This is a genomic window from Oceanospirillum sanctuarii, from assembly GCF_002150805.1.
GTDB lineage: Bacteria > Pseudomonadota > Gammaproteobacteria > Pseudomonadales > Halomonadaceae > Oceanospirillum > Oceanospirillum sanctuarii.
The window spans coordinates 547160-569371 of record NZ_MTBA01000003.1 but is presented as its reverse complement, the minus strand read 5'-3'; the positions used below and the strand labels follow the sequence as shown (position 1 = coordinate 569371).

Annotated in this window: 16 protein-coding genes; 10 read left to right on the top strand and 6 right to left on the bottom strand. The window is 50.3% G+C overall.

The window, feature by feature from the left end:
* Positions 1 to 2073 carry a glycine--tRNA ligase subunit beta gene (glyS, locus tag BV405_RS06355; RefSeq protein WP_086480010.1) on the top strand — a complete coding sequence of 691 codons (2073 nt, stop codon included), beginning with the start codon at positions 1 to 3 and terminating at the stop codon, positions 2071 to 2073.
* 150 nt (positions 2074 to 2223) lie between these two features.
* Positions 2224 to 2772, top strand: coding sequence for a D-glycero-beta-D-manno-heptose 1,7-bisphosphate 7-phosphatase (gmhB, locus tag BV405_RS06350; protein WP_086480009.1), 549 nt, complete (start codon positions 2224 to 2226; stop codon positions 2770 to 2772).
* 89 nt (positions 2773 to 2861) lie between these two features.
* On the opposite strand, the gene gyrB is transcribed toward gmhB, so the two are convergent.
* From gyrB to dnaA, 4 genes are all read right to left on the bottom strand, one after another.
* A complete protein-coding gene (gene gyrB / locus BV405_RS06345; RefSeq protein ID WP_086480008.1) occupies positions 2862 to 5282 on the bottom strand; it encodes a DNA topoisomerase (ATP-hydrolyzing) subunit B in 2421 nt (806 codons plus the stop codon).
* 44 nt (positions 5283 to 5326) lie between these two features.
* Positions 5327 to 6436, bottom strand: a complete 1110-nt coding sequence (recF, locus tag BV405_RS06340; RefSeq protein ID WP_086480007.1) for a DNA replication/repair protein RecF — start codon at positions 6434 to 6436, stop codon at positions 5327 to 5329.
* 152 nt (positions 6437 to 6588) lie between these two features.
* The gene (dnaN, locus tag BV405_RS06335; RefSeq protein WP_086480006.1) at positions 6589 to 7701 is read right to left on the bottom strand and encodes a DNA polymerase III subunit beta; all 1113 of its coding nucleotides are present in this window, start codon (positions 7699 to 7701) and stop codon (positions 6589 to 6591) included.
* Positions 7702 to 7794: 93 nt separating this feature from the next.
* On the bottom strand, positions 7795 to 9309 hold the full coding sequence (gene dnaA / locus BV405_RS06330) for a chromosomal replication initiator protein DnaA (protein WP_086480005.1): 1515 nt from the start codon (positions 9307 to 9309) through the stop codon (positions 7795 to 7797).
* A gap of 711 nt (positions 9310 to 10020) precedes the next feature.
* On the opposite strand from dnaA, the gene rpmH reads away from it, so the two are divergent.
* The 5 genes from rpmH (at position 10021) to BV405_RS06305 (ending at position 14818) form a co-directional block, all read left to right on the top strand.
* Positions 10021 to 10155, top strand: a complete 135-nt coding sequence (gene rpmH / locus BV405_RS06325) for a 50S ribosomal protein L34 (RefSeq protein ID WP_086480004.1) — start codon at positions 10021 to 10023, stop codon at positions 10153 to 10155.
* A 27-nt stretch (positions 10156 to 10182) separates the two neighbouring features.
* Positions 10183 to 10605 carry a ribonuclease P protein component gene (gene rnpA, locus BV405_RS06320; RefSeq protein WP_086480003.1) on the top strand — a complete coding sequence of 141 codons (423 nt, stop codon included), beginning with the start codon at positions 10183 to 10185 and terminating at the stop codon, positions 10603 to 10605.
* Positions 10606 to 10717: 112 nt separating this feature from the next.
* Positions 10718 to 12382: a membrane protein insertase YidC gene (yidC, locus tag BV405_RS06315; protein WP_086480002.1), complete on the top strand. Its 1665-nt coding sequence runs from the start codon at positions 10718 to 10720 to the stop codon at positions 12380 to 12382.
* A 168-nt stretch (positions 12383 to 12550) separates the two neighbouring features.
* A complete protein-coding gene (mnmE, locus tag BV405_RS06310; protein WP_086480001.1) occupies positions 12551 to 13927 on the top strand; it encodes a tRNA uridine-5-carboxymethylaminomethyl(34) synthesis GTPase MnmE in 1377 nt (458 codons plus the stop codon).
* A 27-nt stretch (positions 13928 to 13954) separates the two neighbouring features.
* Positions 13955 to 14818: a DMT family transporter gene (locus tag BV405_RS06305; RefSeq protein WP_086480000.1), complete on the top strand. Its 864-nt coding sequence runs from the start codon at positions 13955 to 13957 to the stop codon at positions 14816 to 14818.
* Positions 14819 to 14843: 25 nt separating this feature from the next.
* Here BV405_RS06305 and BV405_RS06300 read toward each other — a convergent pair whose 3' ends face one another.
* Together BV405_RS06300 and BV405_RS06295 are read right to left on the bottom strand one after the other, a co-directional pair.
* Positions 14844 to 15224 (bottom strand): PaaI family thioesterase, encoded by a 381-nt coding sequence (locus BV405_RS06300; protein ID WP_245832254.1) that lies wholly within the window; start codon positions 15222 to 15224, stop codon positions 14844 to 14846.
* Between the two features lie 240 nt (positions 15225 to 15464).
* A complete protein-coding gene (locus BV405_RS06295) occupies positions 15465 to 16730 on the bottom strand; it encodes a methyltransferase (protein ID WP_176330068.1) in 1266 nt (421 codons plus the stop codon).
* A 430-nt stretch (positions 16731 to 17160) separates the two neighbouring features.
* Here BV405_RS06295 and BV405_RS06290 point away from each other — a divergent pair, with 430 nt between their 5' ends.
* From BV405_RS06290 to rsmG, 3 genes are all read left to right on the top strand, one after another.
* Positions 17161 to 18984 (top strand): DEAD/DEAH box helicase, encoded by a 1824-nt coding sequence (locus tag BV405_RS06290; protein ID WP_086479997.1) that lies wholly within the window; start codon positions 17161 to 17163, stop codon positions 18982 to 18984.
* Between the two features lie 549 nt (positions 18985 to 19533).
* A complete protein-coding gene (mnmG, locus tag BV405_RS06285) occupies positions 19534 to 21450 on the top strand; it encodes a tRNA uridine-5-carboxymethylaminomethyl(34) synthesis enzyme MnmG (protein ID WP_086479996.1) in 1917 nt (638 codons plus the stop codon).
* Between the two features lie 86 nt (positions 21451 to 21536).
* Positions 21537 to 22175, top strand: a complete 639-nt coding sequence (rsmG, locus tag BV405_RS06280; protein WP_245832253.1) for a 16S rRNA (guanine(527)-N(7))-methyltransferase RsmG — start codon at positions 21537 to 21539, stop codon at positions 22173 to 22175.
* Positions 22176 to 22212: the final 37 nt, after the last annotated feature.

The window sequence follows — 22212 nt, the reverse complement described above, 5'->3', positions numbered from 1 at the left end:
ATGGCTGAAGTACGCGATTTTTTAGTTGAACTGGGTACCGAAGAGCTGCCGCCAACGGCACTGAAACGTCTGTCTGATGCCTTTGCTGAAGGTATCAAAGCAGGTCTGGAAAAAGCCGATATCCCATTTGCTGAAGTTAAAGCCCTGGCTACCCCACGCCGTCTGACGGTTCAGGTTAAAGACCTGGCCGTTGCACAGCCTGACCGTGAAATCCAGCGTCGTGGCCCTGCACTGCAGGCGGCTCTGGATGCCGACGGCAAACCGACTAAAGCAGCAGAAGGTTTTGCCCGCTCCTGCGGTATCGAGTTTGACCAGCTGGAAAAACTGGAAACCGACAAGGGTACCTGGCTAGTATTTAATACCGTGCAGAAGGGTACTCAGACCGCTGACCTGCTGCCGGAACTGGTAAGCAAATCCGTTGCTCAGCTACCGGTTCCTAAGCGCATGCGCTGGGGTGCAAGCCGCACTGAATTCTCCCGCCCGGTACACTGGCTGGTGAGCCTGTTTGGCAGCGACGTAGTGGATATGGAAGTACTGGGTCTGAAAGCAGGCCGTACTACCATGGGTCACCGCTTCCACCACAATGAAAGCATCGAACTGACCTCCACCGAAGGTTACGTGGAAACCCTGCGTAACGCTTTTGTACTGGTGGATATGGACGAGCGCCGTGACACCATCCGTAAGCAGGTTAATGAAGAGGCCTCTAAGCTGGGTGCGGTTGCTGAGATCGACGAAGATCTGCTGGATGAAGTAAACGGCCTGGTTGAGTGGCCGGTTGCACTGACCGGTTCTTTCGAAGAGCGTTTCCTGGAAGTGCCTGCGGCCTGTCTGATCTCTTCCATGAAAGAGCACCAGAAGTATTTCCACCTAGTGGATCAGAACAACAAGCTGAAGCCAAACTTTATTACGGTGTCCAACATCGTCAGTAAAGATCCAGCTCAGGTGATTGCCGGTAACGAAAAAGTGATCCGTCCGCGTCTGGCGGATGCGGCTTTCTTCTTTGAAACCGACAAAAAACGCCCGCTGGCCGAGCGTATCGATGCCCTGAAAACCGTGACCTTCCAGAAGCAGCTGGGCAGCATCTACGACAAGTCCCAGCGTGTTAGCCAGATCGCTCAGTTTATTGCTGAGCAGATTGGTGGTGACAAGGCTAAAGCGCAGCGTGCAGCCGACCTGAGCAAGTGTGACCTGGTAACCGAAATGGTACTGGAGTTCACCGATCTGCAGGGCATTATGGGTGCGCACTACGCCGCCAACGACGGTGAAGATGCAGAAGTAGCTCAGTCCCTGAACGAGCAGTACATGCCGCGTTTTGCCGGTGACGAACTGCCTGCAACCCAAACCGGTATGGCACTGGCTATTGCCGACCGTATCGATACCTTAGTAGGTATCTTCGGTATCGGTCAGCGCCCGACCGGTGACAAAGACCCGTTTGCCCTGCGTCGTGCCACCATCGGTATCCTGAGCATTCTGGTGCACAACAAGCTGGATATCGATCTGAAGGACCTGATCGAACTGAGCATTGCTCAGCACGGTGATCTGCCAAAAGCAGAAGGTCTGGCAGACGACGTGCTGAACTACATGCTGGACCGTTTTCGTGCCTGGTATCAGGCGGAAGGCATTCCTGCGGAAACCTTCCTGGCAGTACGTTCCCGTCCAGTAAGCAACGCTTATGACTTCGACCGTCGTGTGCAGGCAGTAACCGCCTTCAGCAAGCTGGATGAAGCTGAAGCACTGGCAGCTGCCAACAAACGTGTAAACAACATTCTGGCTAAGCAGAACTACCAGGGCGATGCTCAGGTGAACACTGCTCTGCTGACTGAAGATGCAGAGAAGGTACTGGCAGAGCAGGTAGCTGCGAAGCAGGCTGAACTGGCACCTCTGTTTGCTGCTGCAGACTATCAGACTGCACTGAACAGTCTGGCCAGCCTGCGTAGTGCGGTAGATAACTTCTTTGACAATGTGATGGTGATGGCCGATGACGAGCAGGTTAAAAATAACCGTCTTGCTCTGCTGGCTTCCCTGAGCAGCCTGTTCCTTGAAGTTGCTGATATCGCCCTGCTACAGCAGTAAGCATCATCAGAAAAAGCTAAAATCACAAACTGTTTCCTGTTTTACATTTTGTGGTTGTTAAAGCTAAAAAAGAGCCGTATTTTTACGGCTCTTTTTTTATCCCTGATTTTTATCCGACAATCATCCACACCAAAGAATACGACTATTACCATGACTAAACTGGTTATCCTAGACCGCGACGGCGTTATCAATCTGGATTCTGATGCTTTTGTAAAAAGTGCTGATGAGTGGATTCCTATCGAACCCAGCATTAAAGCAATCGCTCGTCTTAATAAAGCGGGTTATCAGGTAGCCGTTGCCACCAACCAATCTGGTCTGGGACGGGGTCATTTTTCTCAGGCTGATCTGGATGCCATGCACGATAAAATGACCGCACTGGTAGAAGCTGAAGGTGGCCACTTTGCCACCATTAAGTATTGTCCGCATAAACCGGACGAAGGTTGTGAGTGCCGCAAGCCTCTTTCAGGTCTGATTGATCAGATTACTGAAGAACTGAGTATTCACTCACTTGATGGTTGCTACATGGTTGGGGATAGTTTACGCGATCTTCAGGCCGGTGAAGCCCGTGGTTGTAAAGCAGTTCTGGTTAAAACCGGAAAGGGCGAAAAGACTCTGGCAACCAATGAAGGCCTTGAGAACGCTCTGATTTTTGATCAGCTGGCTGACTTTGTAGAGTGGGTGTTGTCTCAGGAGTCCTAACTATCTCCCGTATGCCTCACTGACTCAGCCACAAAAAAAGCAGCCCGCGGGCTGCTTTTTTCATTTGGATCGTCTAAAAGTGATAGCTATTAAACATCCAGGTTTTCTACTGTCAGGGCATTAGTTTCAATAAAGTCACGACGCGGCTCTACTTCATCACCCATCAGGGTGGTAAAGATCTGATCGGCAGCTACCGCATCTTCAATGCTCACACGCAGCATACGACGGGTTTCCGGATCCATGGTGGTTTCCCACAGCTGATCAGGGTTCATCTCACCCAGACCTTTATAACGCTGAATACTGAAGCCACGGCGCGCTTCACCAAGCAACCATGCCAGAACATCAGCAAAGCGGTTAACGTCGTGCTTGCGCTCGCCTCGTTGGATATAAGCGCCTTCTTCCAGCAACCCATCCAGACGTTCTGCCAGTTCGCTGATCGCCTTGTAATCCTGAGACTTAAAGAAATCCAGACCAAAGCGGTAATCAGTCGGTACACCGTGCGCAATGATGGTGACTTCCGGCAGATAAACACTACGCTCGCTATCGTGAGCAACGCGCCATTCGAAACGCATCGCCGGGTGGCGACCCGCATTTTCTTCCAGAATATCCTTCAGACGATCAACCCAAGCCTGAACCACAGACTGATCTGCAAGGGCTACGTCATTCAGTGTTGGCAGTTCCAGCATCTGATCCAGTACAGGCTGAGGATAAGCACGATACAGGCGCGAGATACGACGCATCACATCCTGATAACTGGCTACCAGATCACCCAGACCTTCACCGGAAATACCAGGTGCTTCAGGGTTCACGTACAGAGCCGCACCATCCAGAGCCGTATTGGTCAGATATTCTTCCAGAGCCAGCTCGTCTTTCAGATACTGCTCCTGCTTACCGCGCTTAATCTTGTACAGCGGAGGCTGAGCAATAAAGATATGGCCGCGCTCAATCAGCTCCGGCATCTGACGGAAGAAGAATGTCAGCAGCAGCGTACGGATGTGAGAACCATCCACGTCCGCATCCGTCATGATAATGATGGAGTGATAACGCAGTTTGTCAGGGTTGAACTCTTCACGACCGATACCACAGCCCATCGCGGTAATCAGAGTGCCAACTTCTGCAGAAGACAGCATCTTGTCAAAACGTGCCTTCTCTACGTTAAGAATCTTACCTTTCAGCGGCAGAATCGCCTGAGTCTTACGGTTACGCCCCTGCTTGGCAGAACCGCCCGCAGAGTCACCCTCCACCAGGTAAAGTTCAGACAGTGCCGGATCTTTTTCCTGACAGTCCGCCAGCTTACCCGGCAGACCTGCGATATCCAGAGCACCTTTACGGCGAGTCATCTCACGGGCTTTACGGGCTGCTTCACGGGCACGAGCCGCATCCAGCATCTTATTGACGATCGCTTTCGCTTCGTTCGGTTTTTCCAGCAGGTAATCAGCAAACAGACGGCCCATTTCCTGCTCAACCGCAGACTTCACTTCCGAAGAAACCAGCTTGTCTTTCGTCTGGGATGAGAACTTTGGATCCGGCACTTTAACCGAGATAATTGCGGTCAGACCTTCACGGGCATCTTCACCGGAGGTGTTTGCCTTATCTTTCTTAACCTTAGGATCCTGTTCGATATAGCTGTTCAGGGTACGGGTAAGTGCGGCACGGAAACCTGCCAGGTGGGTACCGCCATCGCGCTGAGGAATGTTATTGGTAAAGCAGAAAATGTTCTCCTGATAGGAGTCATTCCACTGCAGTGCCACCTCAACACCGACACCATCTTCCCGCTCAGTGGAGAAGTGGAACACATCGTTCAGAGCAGTTTTGTTCTGATTCAGGTAGCTGACAAATGCGCTCAAACCACCTTCGTACTTGAAGTTATCGGTACGACCAGAGCGTTCATCCAGCAGAGTGATGCTGACACCTGAGTTCAGGAAAGAGAGCTCACGCAGGCGCTTCGCCAGAATATCGTAATGGAATTCAACATTGGTGAAGGTCGCTGCAGACGGGTGGAAACGGGTTTCGGTACCGGTTTTATCAGTCTCACCGATCACCTTCAGGGGCTCCTGAGGCACACCATGAACATATACCTGCTCGTGAACCTTACCACTACGCCAGATGGTCAGCGTCAACTTTTCAGACAGGGCGTTTACTACAGAAACACCTACGCCGTGCAGACCACCGGATACCTTGTAGCTGTTATCATCAAACTTACCACCAGCGTGCAGTACGGTCATAATAACTTCTGCTGCTGATACACCCTCTTCTTCATGCATATCCACAGGAATACCACGGCCGTCGTCTGATACAGTGATCGACTCGTCCGGGTGGATAATGACTTTAATATCAGAACAGTGTCCTGCCAGTGCCTCGTCGATGGAGTTATCCACCAATTCAAACACCATATGGTGCAAGCCTGTTCCATCATCGGTATCGCCGATATACATCCCTGGACGCTTACGAACCGCATCGAGACCTTTTAGAACCTTAATGCTGGATGAATCGTATGATTGTTCGCTCATATCCTGTTCCTGTGTTTACAGCCGTCCCAGCTCACCAGTAGGTGTTATGGGTTTCGGGTGTGTTCTAGCTGACCATGTTTCACGTGAAACACGTTCATTGGCGTTGATGCCGACCAAGAATCGATCAGGGCATCAGCCTCCACACTGGTAATAAAAACCTGGCACTGCATCTCTTCGAGTACCCGGCATAAATAAATTCGGTGTTCACTATCTAACTCTGCAGGAAGGTCATCAACCAGATAAATACTTTGCTTACCGGTAACCTTCTGCATCAGTCGCCCCTGAGCTAACAGGAGTGCGCACACCACTAATTTTTGTTGTCCCCGGGATAACACATCTACCGCTGGCAGTTTGTTCACCCGGATTTTCAGATCAGCCCGATGAGGACCTGACTGAGTAAAGCCAAGGGCCCAATCTTTCTCACGGTTTTGCCGGAGTACATCAAGGCAGTCTGAACCCCGCTCCCAACCCCGATAATAACTGAGTGAAACCTGATCCGAGAATGACAGCTCAGAAAGTGTTGCCTCAAATTCCGGTTTCAGCAGTTCGATATAGCGGGAACGGTACTGATCAATCTGTTCTGCATAACCTGCCAAGGATTCATCCCAGATATCAAGTTGCGCAGAGCCCTGTATTTTACCATATTTCAGCAGTTTATTGCGTTGTTTCAGCGCTTTTTGCCCCGCCTGCCAAACAGGAAAAAAACCATGTTCCACGTGAAACACTCCCCAGTCGACATACTGTCGGCGTACCTTTGGGGAACCTTCAAGTAACTGGAACGACTCAGAGTTGATCGTTTGAACCGGCAATAGCTCAGCCAACTGAGAGGCCGAACGGGCCTGCTGACCTGCAATGCGAATCTGTTGTTCACTTTGCCGGTTGCGGGAAATGCCTACAGGGACAATCTGCTGATGTTCGGCCAAGGCATTAAAGACCTCAGCAAACAGGGTGTAGGCATCCTCTTCAAAATTGATAATGGCCGGAGTACGGCTGGCCCGAAAGGAACGCCCTGTCGATAAGACAGAAATCGCTTCCAGTATCGAAGTCTTACCCGCCCCATTCTCACCAATAATTAGATTAACCCCAGGTGCAGGCTGTAGACGTACAGAATTCAGATTTCTGAAATTGGCGATATCCAACCGTCTGAGACTCATGAAAAGCATCTCCGGTTGAAACAATGAAAGGCAAAAACAAATAAAGCCTCACCGGTAGTCCGGTAAGGCTTTATCAGAATGCGGTAATCAATCTGCATGACAGAACTGATGCATTTCAAACTTAGGGATTTCAAAAAAAGAAATCGTCAGTCTTACAGACGCATCGGCATCACAACATACAGAGAATCGTCCTCTGTACCGAACTCTTCAATCAGCGCACTGCTGTTAGCGTCAGAAGCTGTAATCTTAATCTGCTCGTTGTTCAGTACATCAAGAACGTCCAGAACATAAGTTACGTTGAAGCCAATCTCCAGCGCATCGCCCTGGTAATTTACGCTGATGTTCTCTTCCGCTTCTTCCTGCTCAGTCGGGTTATTCGCTGTTACCTCCAGATTACTATCGGTCAGGCACAGGCGAACACCACGGTATTTTTCATTGGAAAGAATAGAGGCACGGTGCAGTACTTCACGCAGTTCCTGACGATCTGCAACAACCACTTTATTACCGTTACGGGGAATAACACGCTCGTAATCCGGGAACTTGCCATCAACCAGTTTAGAGGTGAAAACATAGTCGCCAGTCTTAACGCGAATATGGTTGCTGCCCAGTACTACCTGAACCGGAGTATCGGACTCATCGAACAGACGACCCAGACCCACAATACCTTTATGCGGCACGATAGAACGAACCACACTTGTAGCACCATGATCGATCGATAGTGAACAGGTCGCCAGACGGTGGCCGTCTGTTGCCACACTGCGCAGCATGCCAGGGCTTAGTTCCAGCAGCAGACCATTCAGATAATAACGAACGTCGTTTTGCGCCATGGCAAAAGAGGAACGATCCAGCAGACGTTTGAATTCTTTCTGTGTCAGTTCGAAAGACAGATCCTGTTGGCTCTCTTCTACTTTCGGGAATTCCGCAGCGGGAAGTGTTGAAAGAGAGAAGCGGCTACGGCCTGAACGAATGATAACCTTTTGATCTTGAAGGGAAAATTCGATATTAGACTGATCCGGAAGCGACTTGCAGATATCAAAAAGCTTCTTCGCAGGAACCGTAGTTGCGCCCGGTACTTCCACCGCACCATCAATGGACAGATGGCTCAGAATTTCCACTTCCAGATCCGTACCTGTCAGAGATAGCCCCTGAGGGTCGGCAACTACCAGTACATTAGACAGTACAGGCAGAGTCTGACGACGCTCAACAACGCCATTCAAAAGTTGCAACGGACGCAGCAGTGCTTCACGGGAGACAGTAAATTTCATAACAGGCTATTCCATAAACAGTTAACTGATGCCGAAGCTAACAAGGCTCCGGTCATTGGTAAATTCTTTTTCGTGAGAAATCCGGATTTGCTTCTAGCTGGTCAAAGCTCTCAACAGACTCTTATAGTCTTCACGGATTTCTGCATTCTCTTCCTGCAGCTCTTTCACCTTACGGCAGGCATGCAGTACCGTCGTATGGTCACGGCCGCCAAAGGCATCACCAATCTCAGGATAACTGTGATTGGTCAGCTCTTTTGCCAGAGCCATAGCAACCTGACGCGGACGGGCAACCGAACGGCTGCGGCGCTTAGACAGAAGATCCGGTACTTTAATGCTGTAGTACTCTGCAACGGTACGCTGGATATTGTCGATACCCACCTGTTTATCCTGAACCGCAAACAGGTCACGCAGGGATTCACGAATAAAGTCAGTCGTAATCGGCTGACCACGGAAATGAGAATCCGCGATTACCTTCTTCAGCGCTCCCTCAAGATCACGAACGTTGGATCGGATTTTCTGAGCAATAAAGAAAGCCGCATCATCAGATAGCAGCACACGTGCCTGATCTGCTTTCTTCTTCAGAATCGCAACACGGGTTTCCAGCTCAGGCGGATCGATAGCAACCGTTAACCCCCAACCGAAGCGGGATTTAAGGCGCTCTTCCATACCACTGATCTCTTTCGGGAAACGGTCACTGGTCAGAATCATCTGCTGACCACCTTCAAGCAAGGCATTAAAGGTGTGGAAGAACTCTTCCTGTGAACGCTCTTTACCGGCAAAGAACTGAATGTCATCGATCAGCAGGGCATCTACGCTGCGATAGAGACGTTTAAAGTCGTTAATAGCATTCAGCTGCAGTGCTTTAACCATATCCGCCACAAAGCGCTCAGAATGCAGATACATCACCTTAGCGTTAGGGTTCTGTTGAACCAGATAGTTACCCACGGCGTGCATAAGGTGGGTTTTACCCAAACCAACACCACCGTACAGAAAGAGCGGGTTATAAGCACCACCGGGGTTTTCAGCCACCTGACGGGAAGCAGCCCGGGCCAGCTGGTTCGACTTACCTTCAACAAAGGTTTCAAAGGTGTGATTCGGGTTCAGGGCACTCTGATGTTTCAGTGCGCCATCAACCTGAACGGTACGTTCCGTTTTGACAGGAGAAGAACCTGAAGATGGTGAAGAAGAAACTAACGCCGGCGCTGCAGGTTTTATTGCTTCTATTAAAGAAGGTGCTGTGTCTTCTGCAGCAACCTGTGTTTCAGGCTCCTGAATAAAATGCGGTCTTGGAGGGGTCGTACGCACAATAACACCAGGCGGAGTCACAGGCTTGGCAGCTGCAGCCTCAGGAGCCGATACCGTGCGTTTACTGCCGATCTCCAGAATTAACTGAGGCGGCTGACCGTTACTGAGTTCATTCAGCAACTCAGAAATGCGGGTCAGATATTTATCTGATACCCACTGCAGAACAAAACGGTTAGGTGCTAACAGTTTCAGACTTTGCCCTTCAGTATCAGCCTGAAGAGGGCGAATCCAGGTATTGAACTGCTGAGATGGCAGCTCATCCTGCAAGTAACCTAAGCATTTCTGCCAGAGTGCTAATGACACGGTCGATCCCCAAGAAAAACAAAGCAACATTTTATCGGTTAAGTCTCAGGTTATCCACATAGAGGCTTTGAAATTGACGAATTTCATTCACTTCCCGGCTGTGGATAACAGGGCATACAAACAGAAGTGAGTTCTGGGGAGTAATCAAGGCATAATTTCGGGTGTGTATAAGGCTTCTTTTTATCCACAGCACACCACAAACATGCTGACAGAAAGATTGCTTTTTATCTTCAGCCTTATACATCAGTTAAAGTCTCTGTTTTCAAAGGCTCAGATCGCTTATCCACAGAAAAGTCTTTCCTCTATATATATCACTTCAATTATCTTTCTTTTCTTAATAAATCTATATTGCTTCTGTTTACGAGTATGGATAACTCGAGCCTCTGGATAATTGTTTTACTCTGAATACATCCGGCGGGTTTCGAGATGAAAATCGATTTAGTGATGAAGATTTCAGTTATTGGAAGATCTCCAACAACGGACTGGTATCGCGAATCAGGAAAAGTCCCTTCAGGATCTGCAAAAGCTTTTGAATTTATGAAATGAATTCAGGAAGATAGCGGTCTGCATCAACAATAAAACTTATACACAACCACTTTTTCTCAGGAAATATTTGAAGTCTCCGGCGTAATTCAATAGAATTCCCGCCCTGATCAAAGACTAGGCGCACTTTCTGCGCCATTTTGAAAGTGAAAGTGTGGGAATACAGTCATGAAAAGAACTTTTCAACCAAGCGTTCTGAAACGCAAGCGCAACCACGGCTTCCGTGCTCGTATGGCTACTAAGAACGGCCGTAAAGTCATCACTCGTCGTCGCGCCAAAGGCCGTGCACGTCTGAGTGCTTGATTTCTGGTCTGCTGATTTTTTAGCGCAATGACCAGTTACGGATTTCCCCGGGATGTCAGACTTCTGACAGCCGGGGATTACCGTTCCGTTTTTGACGACGTCCAGATTAAAGTATTTGGCCGTTGTTTTATGATTCTTGCCCGTCCCAATACTCTGCCCCACCCTCGCATCGGCCAGATCCTGGCTAAAAAAAATCTTCGTCGAGCAGTCGATCGAAATCGGATCAGACGTCTAACCCGCGAATCGTTCCGGTTGAATAAGCATCAGATGCCCGCGATGGATCTTGTGTTACTCACCCAGAAAGGTCTCAGCGATCTCTCTTCTGAAGAATATGCTCATCAGCTTGATTTGGCTTGGAAACGGCTAGAGACGTTACATCGCAAGAAGTCATCCGGTCAAAAGTCCGGCCACAAACCTCGTGGTAAGCGGAAACCTCGTCCGGAAAAATAATAATCCTGATGCTATTTCATAGATTTATCCCCGGTATGGCTTGCCAGAGAGCAGTGCCACACTCAAAATAGCATTTCATTTTTTTCAACACGAATCCGGTAAGAGCATACCCATGGACGTGAAACGTTTATTTTTGATCATCTCCCTGGCCTTAGTGTCTTATCTGATGGTGGTTCAGTGGAATAAGGATTATGGTCCTCAGGCACAAGCGCCTGTGGTTCAGAATACTTTGCCTTCCTCTGCCCCTTCAGCGACTAACTCTGGCAGTGACGATATCCCGCAAAATTCTGCCCGTGGTGATCTGGCAGCCAACTCTGAAGCCAGTACTTCTCTGATTGAAGTTCGCACTGATGTTCTGGATCTGCGAATCGATCCAAAAGGTGGTGATATTGTTTACGCAGCGCTGCCTCAGCATACTGCTCGCGTAGATACCCCAGAAATTCCTTTTGTTCTGCTTGAGCGCAGCAAGAGCCGTACTTATGTCGCTCAAAGTGGTCTGGCCGGTGTAAACGGTCCTGACGCTTCCCGTAATGGCCGCCCACTGTTCAGCACTGAACAGGCGAGCTACGAGCTGACTGAAGGTGCTGATTCTCTGCAGGTTGATCTGAACTTTGTTCAGGAATCCGGTGTGCAAATCACCAAACGATTCACTCTGCAGCGTGACAGCTACGATATCCGTGTTGAATATCTGATCAATAACGCAAGCTCTGAAGTATGGTCCGGTTACCACTTCGCACAGCTGAAGCGTGATAACTCTCCTGATCCGACTCAGGCCGAAGGCATGGGTATGGTTTCTTATCTGGGTGCAGCAATCTCCAGCCAGGCTGAGAAGTACGAGAAGATCACCTTCCAGGATATTCAGGAAAAAGACGTTAAGCGTGAATCTGTGGGTGGCTGGGTAGCCATGATTCAGCACTACTTTGTAAGTGCGTGGATTCCGGATCAGAACGTAAAGCAGGAATACAGCACCCGCAGTACTTCCCGTGGCGACAACATTGTTGGTTTCTCCAGCCCTGAGACTGTACTTCAGCCTGGCGAGCAGGTAACTCTGGGGAGCAACCTGTACGTAGGTCCTAAGGTTCAGGAACGTCTTGAAGCTGCAGCGACCAACCTTGAGCTGACCGTAGACTTTGGTTGGTTGTGGTTTATTGCACAGCCGCTGTTCTGGATGCTGGATATCCTGCACGGTTTCCTGGGTAACTGGGGTTGGGCAATTATCATCCTGACTGTGATGATCAAAGCGGCCTTCTTCCATCTGTCTGCCTCTGCATACCGCTCCATGGCGAACATGCGTCGTGTCGGCCCTGAACTCCAGCGTATGAAAGAGAAGTACGGTGACGATCGCCAGAAGATGTCTCAGGCGATGATGGAGCTGTACAAGAAAGAGAAGATCAATCCAATTGGCGGTTGTCTGCCTATCCTGATTCAGATGCCGGTATTTATCGCGCTGTACTGGATGCTGATGGAAAGTGTTGAACTGCGCCACGCGCCGTTCATGCTGTGGATCACCGACCTGTCGGTTAAAGATCCATACTTCGTACTGCCGATCATCATGGGTGCGTCCATGTTCATTCAGCAGCTGCTGAACCCAACGCCTCCGGATCCTATGCAGGCGAAGCTAATGAAGATGCTGCCAGTGGTATTCACGGTATTCTTCCTGTGGTTCCCTGCTGGTCTGGTACTGTACTGGGTAGTGAACAACGTACTGTCTATCGCACAGCAATACGTGATTACCAAACGTATTGAAGCCGGCGATGGCAACAAAGCTAAAGCCTAGCGGGCAGATGACACATTAAGTGTCAGCTGCACCTAAGCTGAGAAAAGCCCCTGACGGGGCTTTTTTCGTTTTATCCACATCCACTTTTTGATATAAGCCTGTCACAGCTCTGGGCGCCAGCAGTTCAGACGGGGCACGTTTTCAGACAGAAACCAACGGAGATCAGCCATGACACAGGCCACGGCATCAAACATCGATACCATTGCGGCACAGGCCACACCACCGGGTCGTGGTGGCGTAGGCATTATCCGGATCTCAGGACCTGAATCTGCTGATGTGGCTAAGAAACTCCTGGGTACTCTGCCTCAGCCCCGCTTCGCCCATTACGGCCCTTTCTATGCCGAAGATGGCAGCGTGATGGATGAAGGCATAGCGCTCTGGTTCCCGGGACCAAACTCCTTCACCGGTGAAGATGTGCTGGAACTGCAAGGGCACGGTGGCCCTGTGATTATGGATATGATGCTCAAGCGTGTGCTTGGCTGCGGTATCCGTATGGCCCGCCCCGGCGAGTTCTCCGAGCGTGCTTTTCTGAATGACAAGATGGATCTGGCTCAGGCCGAGGCGATTGCTGATCTGATCGACAGTGTTTCCGAGCAGGCAGCGCGTAATGCTGTGCGATCTCTGCAGGGTGCCTTCTCCGATAAAGTCCATCAGCTTGTGGATAAACTAACCCACCTGCGTATGTATGTAGAAGCGGCTATCGATTTCCCTGAAGAGGAGATTGATTTTCTGGCAGACGGCAAGGTGATGGCAGATCTGGAAGCGATTCAGACAGAACTTCGTCAGGTTCAAAGCAGCGCCAGCCAGGGTGCGCTGATGCAGGAAGGCATGACGGTGGTTATTGCGGGTCGCCCTAACGCCGGCAAATCCAGCCTGTTAAATAGCTTATCCGGTAAAGACAGTGCCATCGTCACCGATATCGCAGGTACAACCCGTGATGTGCTGCGAGAGTATATTCATATCGATGGTATGCCACTGCATATCGTGGATACCGCAGGTTTGCGGGATACACCGGATCAGGTAGAACAGATCGGTGTTGAGCGCGCCTGGAACGAAATTAAGAAGGCAGATCGCGTGCTGCTGATGGTGGACAGCTCCGAAACCAAAGAAACCGATCCGCATACGCTGTGGCCGGAATTTGTCGATCAGCTGCCTCCATCCGTACCGATTACTGTGGTTCGGAATAAGATTGATCAGACCGGTGAAACTGCTGGTCTTGATGCTGACACCTACCCGACCGTGATTCGCCTTTGTGCTAAATCCGGTGAGGGTGTGGATAAGCTAACTCAGCATCTGAAAGAAGCGATGGGTTATACAGGCAGTACCGAGGGTGGCTTCAGTGCCCGCCGCCGCCACCTTGATGCGCTGGAGCAGGCCGGTGAGTTTATCAATAACGGTCATTACCAGTTGCTGAATATGGGGGCTGGTGAATTGCTGGCTGAAGACCTGCGTATGGCGCAACAGGCTCTGGGCGAAATTACCGGCCAGATGAGTGCCGATGACCTGCTGGGTAAGATCTTCGGATCTTTCTGCATCGGTAAATAAAAGTGATTCAGCAGCCAAGAGACAACGATGGGATTTAGTGCACCGGTTCGTGCGGCTCTCTGGATGTCCGGAGCCCTCTTCTCCTTTATGGTGATGGCGGTTTCCGGTCGTGAGTTGTCAGCTGAGCTTGAGACCTATCATATTCTTTTCTTCCGTAGCGTCATTGGCGTTGTTCTGATTGGAGCTCTGATCAGCTATTACGGAACTCATCTGCTGAAAACCCAGCATCTGATTCGACATGGCCTGAGAAATATCGCTCACTATGCCGGACAATATGGTTGGTTCTATGGGTTGGCCTATATCTCTTTAGCAGAAGTGATCGCCATTGAATTCACGACTCCTGTCTGGACAGCACTCTTTGCCTTCTTCCTGATAGGGGAAAGACTGACTGCTGCTCGCCTTATCGCACTGACACTGGGGCTGGCAGGGCTGGTGATGATCCTGAGACCTTCAACTGAGGGGATGAATCCTGCGGCACTGGCAGTTCTTGCCGGAGCGGTAGGCTATGCCTTCTCCTATATCCAGACCAAGTCCCTGTCAGCAACGGATGCTCCGCTGACTATTCTTTTCTACATGACCGTAATGCAGCTGCCATTTGGTTTAGTACCCAGTGTGCTGGATTGGCGATTACCCTCGCTGGAAATGATGCCCTGGGTCGTGCTCGTGGGAATCACAGCGATGACCGCCCACTACTGTATGACCCGGGCCTTCAAACTTGCGGATGCCACTGTGGTTGTTCCTATGGATTTCCTGCGCCTGCCCCTGATTATGGCGGTAGGTTTTATCGTCTATCAGGAGTCCGTGGATATCTGGGTATTGGCAGGCGCAGTGGTGATGTTCTCCGGTAATCTGATCAATGTGCGTGCCGAGCAGAAGAAGTTAAGAGTCTGATCTTCTGCTGTCAGGCGCATGATATTCAGGCGATAGCCAAAGTGACCGTTGCTTTAGCAACCAGCGTTTTCTGATCATCCCTCACCGCCCAAAGCATGGATTCAACAATGCTGAGGGTATTTCCCGGTTTAAGCACTTCAGCTTCACAGATAAGGTGTTCACCGGAAGCCGGGCGAAGCAGATTGATCTTAAACTCGGCAGTCAGTACCCGTTTTCCTTCCGCAATCAGCGTTGCTCCGGCTGCCCCTGCGGTATGGTCACAGAGGGTTGCCTGAACCCCGGCATGAACAAAACCATCCTGTTGTTGATGATCCTGCCGAATGAAGAGCTGGGTGGTGCAGATACCAGGTTTGATCGTTTCAGCCTGCATCCCTAAAGCCTGAATAAAGGGCGCACTTTCAAGCACCCTTTTGACTTCCTGTTGGTAGTTTTCATTTTTAGGTATGAACTGATTCTGAGAAGTGACGACTGAGCTCATGGACTTGCCTTATTGTTATTGTGTCAGAGCCTCATGGTAGAGGCTCGATAAGCTAAAAGGCAGCGCGCACTGTGAACCGTCAGTCGCTTTTCATTCCGAGTCAGTGAAGCCAGTTAGACATCAGCAAACGGAGACGCGTAGGATGTGTTTAGTGTTTAGTGAGTGTGCTCAGCGCTTAGCCAGAATCAGCAGGTTTCTCGGGCTAATGGATTTATCGCAAAACCGGTGAAGTTCCACGTGAAACCCCGCTTCTTCGAGAGCCAGTGCCCGGTCAGCCACCAGCCATATTTCCAACACGCGCCGAAAATGGCTTTGCAGCCATTCCAGCTTACGAACCCTAAGCAGCCTTTCTTCCCCGTCCAATAAAGCCTGAGATAATTCTGCGTCATTGAAAGGCAGATCTTCAATGATGCTATGTTCGCTCTGAAGCTTGCGATTGATCAGAGCCCAGTGCACAAAATCTTTGAATTCACCGGATAAGAGTTTCTTTGGGAAGGCTGGCAGAGGTTTATAGTGAGTTTCCCCGGTAAGAGTCTGGCGTAACAGATCGAAGCTTAATCGCCAGTGCAGCTCAATATCCCGTAATCGGCTGATACGTTGCCCACCCGTAACGGTTTCCTGCAGTGGGACTTTCAGATCCTGACGACTTAAGGTGAGACTGCTTTTCTGGCCTGATATCGAAAAGGGCTGGTAGGTATCTGCTTCCGTCAGGTGATAACAGCAGGGCGCGATAGCCAGTTGTTCAATCGCCTGATCCGGCTTGCAACACTGAGTGATAAGTCGGGTGTGAAGATCACCACAGGCATGAAGGGCAACAGCGGTCTGATGCTGGTTTAAAATGCTTGCGGCTTCATCAGAAAGCGCATCGCCCTGCAGTAAACTTTGCTGCAGTTGTGGATAACGCTTTTGTTGCTGAAGAACCAATGCTTCTCCCTGATTACAGAGACTTTGCTGCCATTCAAGGCTGGTGACCTGATAACCTTTGCTGACCGACAGCAGTCGACCCAGGTGGCCTTTACCAGCACACCATTCGAGTAACATCTGCTTTGATGCGTATTCAACGCTCGGTAGAAAATCAGCAAACTGCTCAATCTGGCTCCATTTACGACCGGGAATACCAGTGCTCAGATGTTTTATGCACAACGGCTTTTGTTGATAGGCCGTTTCTGAGTTATCCACATCAGGAATGCTTTGCTCAATCTGTTCCAGTTCATTCAGACAGGTAATCCATTTATCCAACCACTGCTTTCCGGCATCAGCGTTGGCGCTCAAATGCTCGAATTGAGCTGAATCCAGTTTTTCCAGTTCTGTCAGCAGATTTTCCGGTAACTGACTACACTCATTGAGTTGCCGAAAATGGAACGGCTGGATCTGCCAGTAGGGTTGATATTGGGTAAGCAGTTGATCAGCATGATGAAAAAGTGAACGCAGCACATCAACCTCAGAAATGAGCGATAAGGAAAGAGAAACCTGTTCGAACACAGCTGAAAATCAGCCATTTGAACGGGAAAATTCAATTTTACCGCTTAATAAGTAAATAAGTGGCGATAAATGGAAACTAAATTGGATTTTAGCCCCGAATGCAGGCACAATGCGTGCCCCTCAGGGTGTAAGACAGCTGTTTTCTCCGTATCTGATCCTCGAATCAGCCCCGATTGCGCACAGCGCGTACCCTGCCAAATTGATAGCCATTTCCCGGCTATATGAAATTGTGAGTAGCCGTGCACTGGATTTGTGCAGCTGACTCCATGAAGCGAAGTGGAACCCGTAATTGATATTGAGCGATATGATAGCGCGTCAGTATGCTTGGATGAGATGCCAGGGGTTCCGTCATTTATACCTTAACGACTCAGGTAACCCTTGAATGTCATCAGAAGAAACTGTTGTAACCAGCTTTGCTGAGCTGGGCCTTCCCGAATCCCTTGTTGCATCCGTAAAAGAGATTGGCTACGAAACCCCATCACCGATTCAGGCCGCGAGTATTCCGGTTCTGCTGAAAGGTGACAGCCTGCTGGGTCAGGCTCAAACCGGTACCGGTAAAACCGCATCTTTCGCACTGCCTATGCTGGCTCGTGTTGATGCCAAACAAAACAGCCCTCAGGTGCTGGTACTGACCCCTACCCGTGAACTGGCAATTCAGGTTGCAGAAGCGTTCCAACGCTATGCACGTGATATCCGTGGTTTCCACGTACTGCCGATTTATGGCGGTCACAGCATGACGCTGCAGCTGAAACAGCTGAAACGTGGTCCTCAGGTTATCGTGGGTACTCCGGGCCGTGTTATGGACCACCTGCGTCGTGGCACTCTGGACACCTCTACCATGAAAGCCGTGGTACTGGATGAAGCCGATGAAATGCTGAAAATGGGCTTCATCGACGACGTTGACTGGATTCTGGGCCAGGTGCCTCAACCACGTCAGGTTGCTCTGTTCTCTGCGACGATGCCGAACGAAGTTCGCAAAGTTGCCCGTCGCCATCTGGATGGTGCACAGGAGATTCAGATCGCAGCGAAGACCTCTACCGTTGATACTATCAATCAGCGTTACTGGCAGGTAAGCGGCGTTAACAAAATGGACGCCCTGACCCGTATTATGGAAACCGAAGATTTTGATGCGGCGATCATTTTCGTACGTACCAAAACCGCTACGGTTGAGCTGGCTGAAAAGCTGGAAGCCCGTGGTTACAGTGCTTCTGCACTGAACGGTGACATGAACCAGGCACTGCGTGAGCGTACTGTTAACCAGCTGAAAAACCGTAAGCTGGATATCGTTATCGCCACTGACGTTGCAGCCCGTGGTCTGGACGTTGAGCGTATCACTCACGTAATCAACTATGACATTCCTTACGACACAGAAGCCTACGTACACCGTATTGGCCGTACTGGCCGTGCGGGTCGTATCGGTGATGCGATTCTGTTCGTTACCCCACGTGAGCGTGGCATGCTGCGTGCGATTGAGCGTGCGACCCGTCAGCGCATTGAGCGCATGGATCTGCCAACCCGTGAAATGGTTGCTGATCAGCGTGTTAAACAGTTCAAAGACAGCGTTGTTGAGATGTCCACAGCCGTTGGCGCGGATATGGATTTCTTCCGTAACCTGATTCAGCAGCTGACTCAAGAGAACGAAATGTCTCTGGAAGATATCGCTGCGACTCTGGCCTGGAAGGTTCAGGAGAAACGTCCTCTGATCCTGCCACCGGAAGAAGAGCGTCCACGTCGTGAGCGCCGTGATCGTGATGATCGTCGCGATGACCGTGGTGAGCGTCGTCCACGTCGTGAGCGTCCGACTGATGTGAACTTTGTGCGTTACCGTATCGAAGTGGGCCGTACTGATGGTCTGCAGCCGGGTGACGTTGTTGGCGCTATCGCTAACGAAGCCGGTATCGAGAGCAAGTACATCGGTAATATCCGTCTGTACGATCAGTTCAGTACCGTTGAGCTGCCGGAAGGCATGCCTGAAGACGTTCTGAACCATCTGCAGAAGACCCGTGTACGTCAGGTTGCGATGAACATCAGCGTTGATAAAGGTCCGGCTCCTAAAGATGAGCCTCGTGGTGACCGTCCGCGCCGTCCACGTAACGATCGTCGTGGTGACAATCGCGGCGACCGTCCGCGTCGTCCACGTGGTGATCGTGATAGCCGTGACAATCGTGGCGGAGACCGTCCACGTCGTCCACGCAATGACGGTTAATCATCACTGATGACTGACCGATAAAGCGCAAGCTTTGAGAAACCCGCCCGTAAAACGGCGGGTTTTTTTGTGCCTGTAGAAAAGTCATGACACTTTTTTTACCGGTATTTCGGTCGGTATAAAAGCTGTATGAATGAGCCTAAGAACTCTGGATAAACTGAGGCAATCCGGAGGTGTTGATAAGTCACTGTTTTATCCCCAGCTTCCCCGAAGGATACTCCAAGCTAATCCGAAGGAACTCCGATGAGTTAAACACAAGCGCAAAGTTCTCTGGAATCAGGGGTAGCGGGACTTATCCACAGAAACTATCCACATAATAACTATCACTATAATCATCTTTTTAAATAAATGACTTTAATGATGTTAATTGTGTGCAAAAGAACAAAAATCTTCACGCTGACAGCCTTTACAACCCTTCTCATTTACGCAGGCAGGTATATACTTGTCTCCCTTCGCGAAACCAGTACTTATACACAGTCTGCCCTTGTCCCCGCGCGGATCAGAAAGTCAGCCTGACAAGTGCGTAACCAGATAGTTAGAGGTGATATTGTGGATTATCCAACCCGCTTTGATGTGATAGTGATCGGTGGAGGTCATGCGGGAACGGAAGCCGCTCTGGCATCAGCACGGATGGGCTGTTCTACCCTTCTGCTGACCCACAATGTCGAAACACTGGGACAGATGTCCTGTAACCCGGCTATTGGTGGTATCGGTAAAAGTCATCTGGTGAAAGAGATCGATGCTTTAGGCGGTGCTATGGCACTGGCAACCGATAAAGGTGGTATTCAGTTTCGCGTACTGAACAGCCGTAAAGGCCCTGCAGTTCGGGCGACCCGTGCTCAGGCTGACCGAATTCTTTATAAAGCCGCTATCCGTACTATTCTGGAAAATCAGGAAAACCTGACCATTTTCCAGCAGGCCGCTGACGACCTGATTATGGATGGTGAGAAAGCTGCTGGCGTGGTGACTAATTCCGGTATCCGTTTCCACTCTGAAACCGTGGTGCTAACCGCTGGTACTTTCCTGGGTGGTGTGATTCATATCGGTCTGGAAACTCAGTCCGGCGGTCGTGCCGGTGATCCGCCATCGATTGCGCTGGCCAATCGTCTGCGTGAAATGCCTTTCAGAGTGGGCCGTCTGAAAACCGGTACGCCACCACGTATCGATGCCAAGTCTGTGGATTTCTCTGTGATGGAAGCTCAGCCCGGTGATACACCGACTCCGGTCATGTCGTTTATGGGTAAACTGGAAGATCATCCGGAGCAGATCAGCTGCTATATCACTCATACCAATGAACGCACTCACGATATTATCCGCTCCGGTCTTGATCGTTCACCGATGTACACGGGTGTTATCGAAGGTGTGGGCCCGCGTTATTGCCCGTCCATTGAAGATAAGATTCACCGTTTCTCGGATAAGGATTCCCACCAGGTATTTATCGAACCTGAAGGTCTGACGACCCATGAGCTTTATCCGAATGGTATTTCTACCAGTCTGCCGTTTGATGTTCAGCTGGAGCTGGTACGCTCCATCCGTGGTATGGAAAACGCTCATATCATGCGTCCGGGTTATGCGATCGAATACGATTTCTTTAATCCACAGGACCTGAAACACACGCTGGAAACCAAATTTGTCCCCAACCTGTTCTTTGCCGGCCAGATCAATGGCACCACAGGCTATGAAGAAGCCGGTGCCCAAGGGCTGTTAGCGGGTCTGAATGCTGGCCTGCGTGCTCAGGGCAAAGAGGGCTGGTATCCGCGTCGTGATGAAGCCTATATCGGTGTGATGGTGGATGACCTGATTACGCTGGGTACCAGCGAGCCGTACCGTATGTTTACCAGTCGTGCGGAATACCGCCTGATCCTGCGTGAAGATAATGCCGATCTGCGCCTGACCGAAAAAGGCCGTGAACTGGGTCTGGTTGATGACCTGCGCTGGGCTGCATTCAGCGCGAAGAAAGAACAGATTGAACAGGAAACCAGCCGTTTAGCGGGGACCTGGATTCAGCCTAAGACAGAACAGGCTTCTGCTGTGGAAGCGAAAACCGGTCAGCCGATGACCCGGGAATACAACCTGCTGGACCTGCTGAAACGTCCGGAGCTGGAATATGATGATCTGGCTGGGCTGAAAGGTGAGCCTGTGGATAATCCACAAGTGGCTGAACAGGTCCAGATTCAGGTGAAGTATGCGGGTTATATCAGCCGTCAGCAGGATGATATTGAAAAACTGCGTCGTCATGAGAACACAGAGCTGCCTGCGGATCTGGATTACGATGGCATCGAAGGTATGTCGAAAGAGATTCGCCAGAAACTGAGCGAAAATCGTCCGGAAACACTGGCGGCGGCAAGCCGCATTCCCGGTGTGACGCCTGCAGCCGTTTCTCTGTTGCTGATTCACCTGAAGAAACGGGCGATGGCCAGCAACAGCCAGCTGGATAATAAATCAGGCAGCAAGACTCCGGCCTGATCGCCGATATCGACAACTAAGAATTTCATTGGGCAGAGATTCTGCTCTGAAGCGCAGACAACGAGTAAAGGCAGCAGGTAAAGGCTTTGAACGACAACGCACTGGAATATCAGTTACGCCGTGGTATTGAGGCGATGGGGTTAGAAATCAGTGACTCACAACAAGGGTTACTGATGGATTACCTTCGCTTACTGGAAAAATGGAACAAAGCCTTTAATCTAACGGCAGTGCGTGATCCGGCTCAGATGGTGGATCGCCATCTGCTGGATAGTCTGAGTATTCTGCCTTACATCAAGGGCCCTAACTGTATCGACGTAGGTTCCGGTGGTGGTTTACCGGGGATTCCAGTGGCTATCGTGCGTCCTGATCTTAATATCACCCTGATGGACAGCAATGGTAAAAAGAGCCGATTCCAGTTTCAGGCCGTAACCGCTCTGAAGCTGGAAAATGTTACCGTGGTCAACAAGCGGGTTGAGCAATATCAACCGGAGCAGTTGTTTGATCAGGTGATGAGTCGCGCATTCAGCTCACTGCAGGATATGATGCAGTGGACGCGCAATCTGGGAACGCAGGATGCTGAGTGGCTGGCCATGAAAGGTGTCTACCCTGAGGATGAACTGGAACATCTGCCGGAAGGCTTTGTTTGCAAAGAAGTTCACCGACTGGATGTACCTGGTTCTGATGGCGAACGTCATTTGGCGCTTATTAAGCGCAGTGGTTTTTGATGGCATTTAGAGAAGGTCTCTGAAGCCACAGAAGGCT

Bases quoted from the DNA above. Each gene is read 5' to 3' on its own strand.
- glyS (WP_086480010.1), top strand. From the start codon at position 1: ATGGCTGAAGTACGCGATTTTTTAGTTGAACTGGGTACCGAAGAGCTG.
- gmhB (WP_086480009.1), top strand. From the start codon at position 2,224: ATGACTAAACTGGTTATCCTAGACCGCGACGGCGTTATCAATCTGGAT.
- gyrB (WP_086480008.1), bottom strand. From the start codon at position 5,282: ATGAGCGAACAATCATACGATTCATCCAGCATTAAGGTTCTAAAAGGT.
- recF (WP_086480007.1), bottom strand. From the start codon at position 6,436: ATGAGTCTCAGACGGTTGGATATCGCCAATTTCAGAAATCTGAATTCT.
- dnaN (WP_086480006.1), bottom strand. From the start codon at position 7,701: ATGAAATTTACTGTCTCCCGTGAAGCACTGCTGCGTCCGTTGCAACTT.
- rpmH (WP_086480004.1), top strand. From the start codon at position 10,021: ATGAAAAGAACTTTTCAACCAAGCGTTCTGAAACGCAAGCGCAACCAC.
- rnpA (WP_086480003.1), top strand. From the start codon at position 10,183: ATGACCAGTTACGGATTTCCCCGGGATGTCAGACTTCTGACAGCCGGG.
- yidC (WP_086480002.1), top strand. From the start codon at position 10,718: ATGGACGTGAAACGTTTATTTTTGATCATCTCCCTGGCCTTAGTGTCT.
- mnmE (WP_086480001.1), top strand. From the start codon at position 12,551: ATGACACAGGCCACGGCATCAAACATCGATACCATTGCGGCACAGGCC.
- BV405_RS06305 (WP_086480000.1), top strand. From the start codon at position 13,955: ATGGGATTTAGTGCACCGGTTCGTGCGGCTCTCTGGATGTCCGGAGCC.
- BV405_RS06290 (WP_086479997.1), top strand. From the start codon at position 17,161: ATGTCATCAGAAGAAACTGTTGTAACCAGCTTTGCTGAGCTGGGCCTT.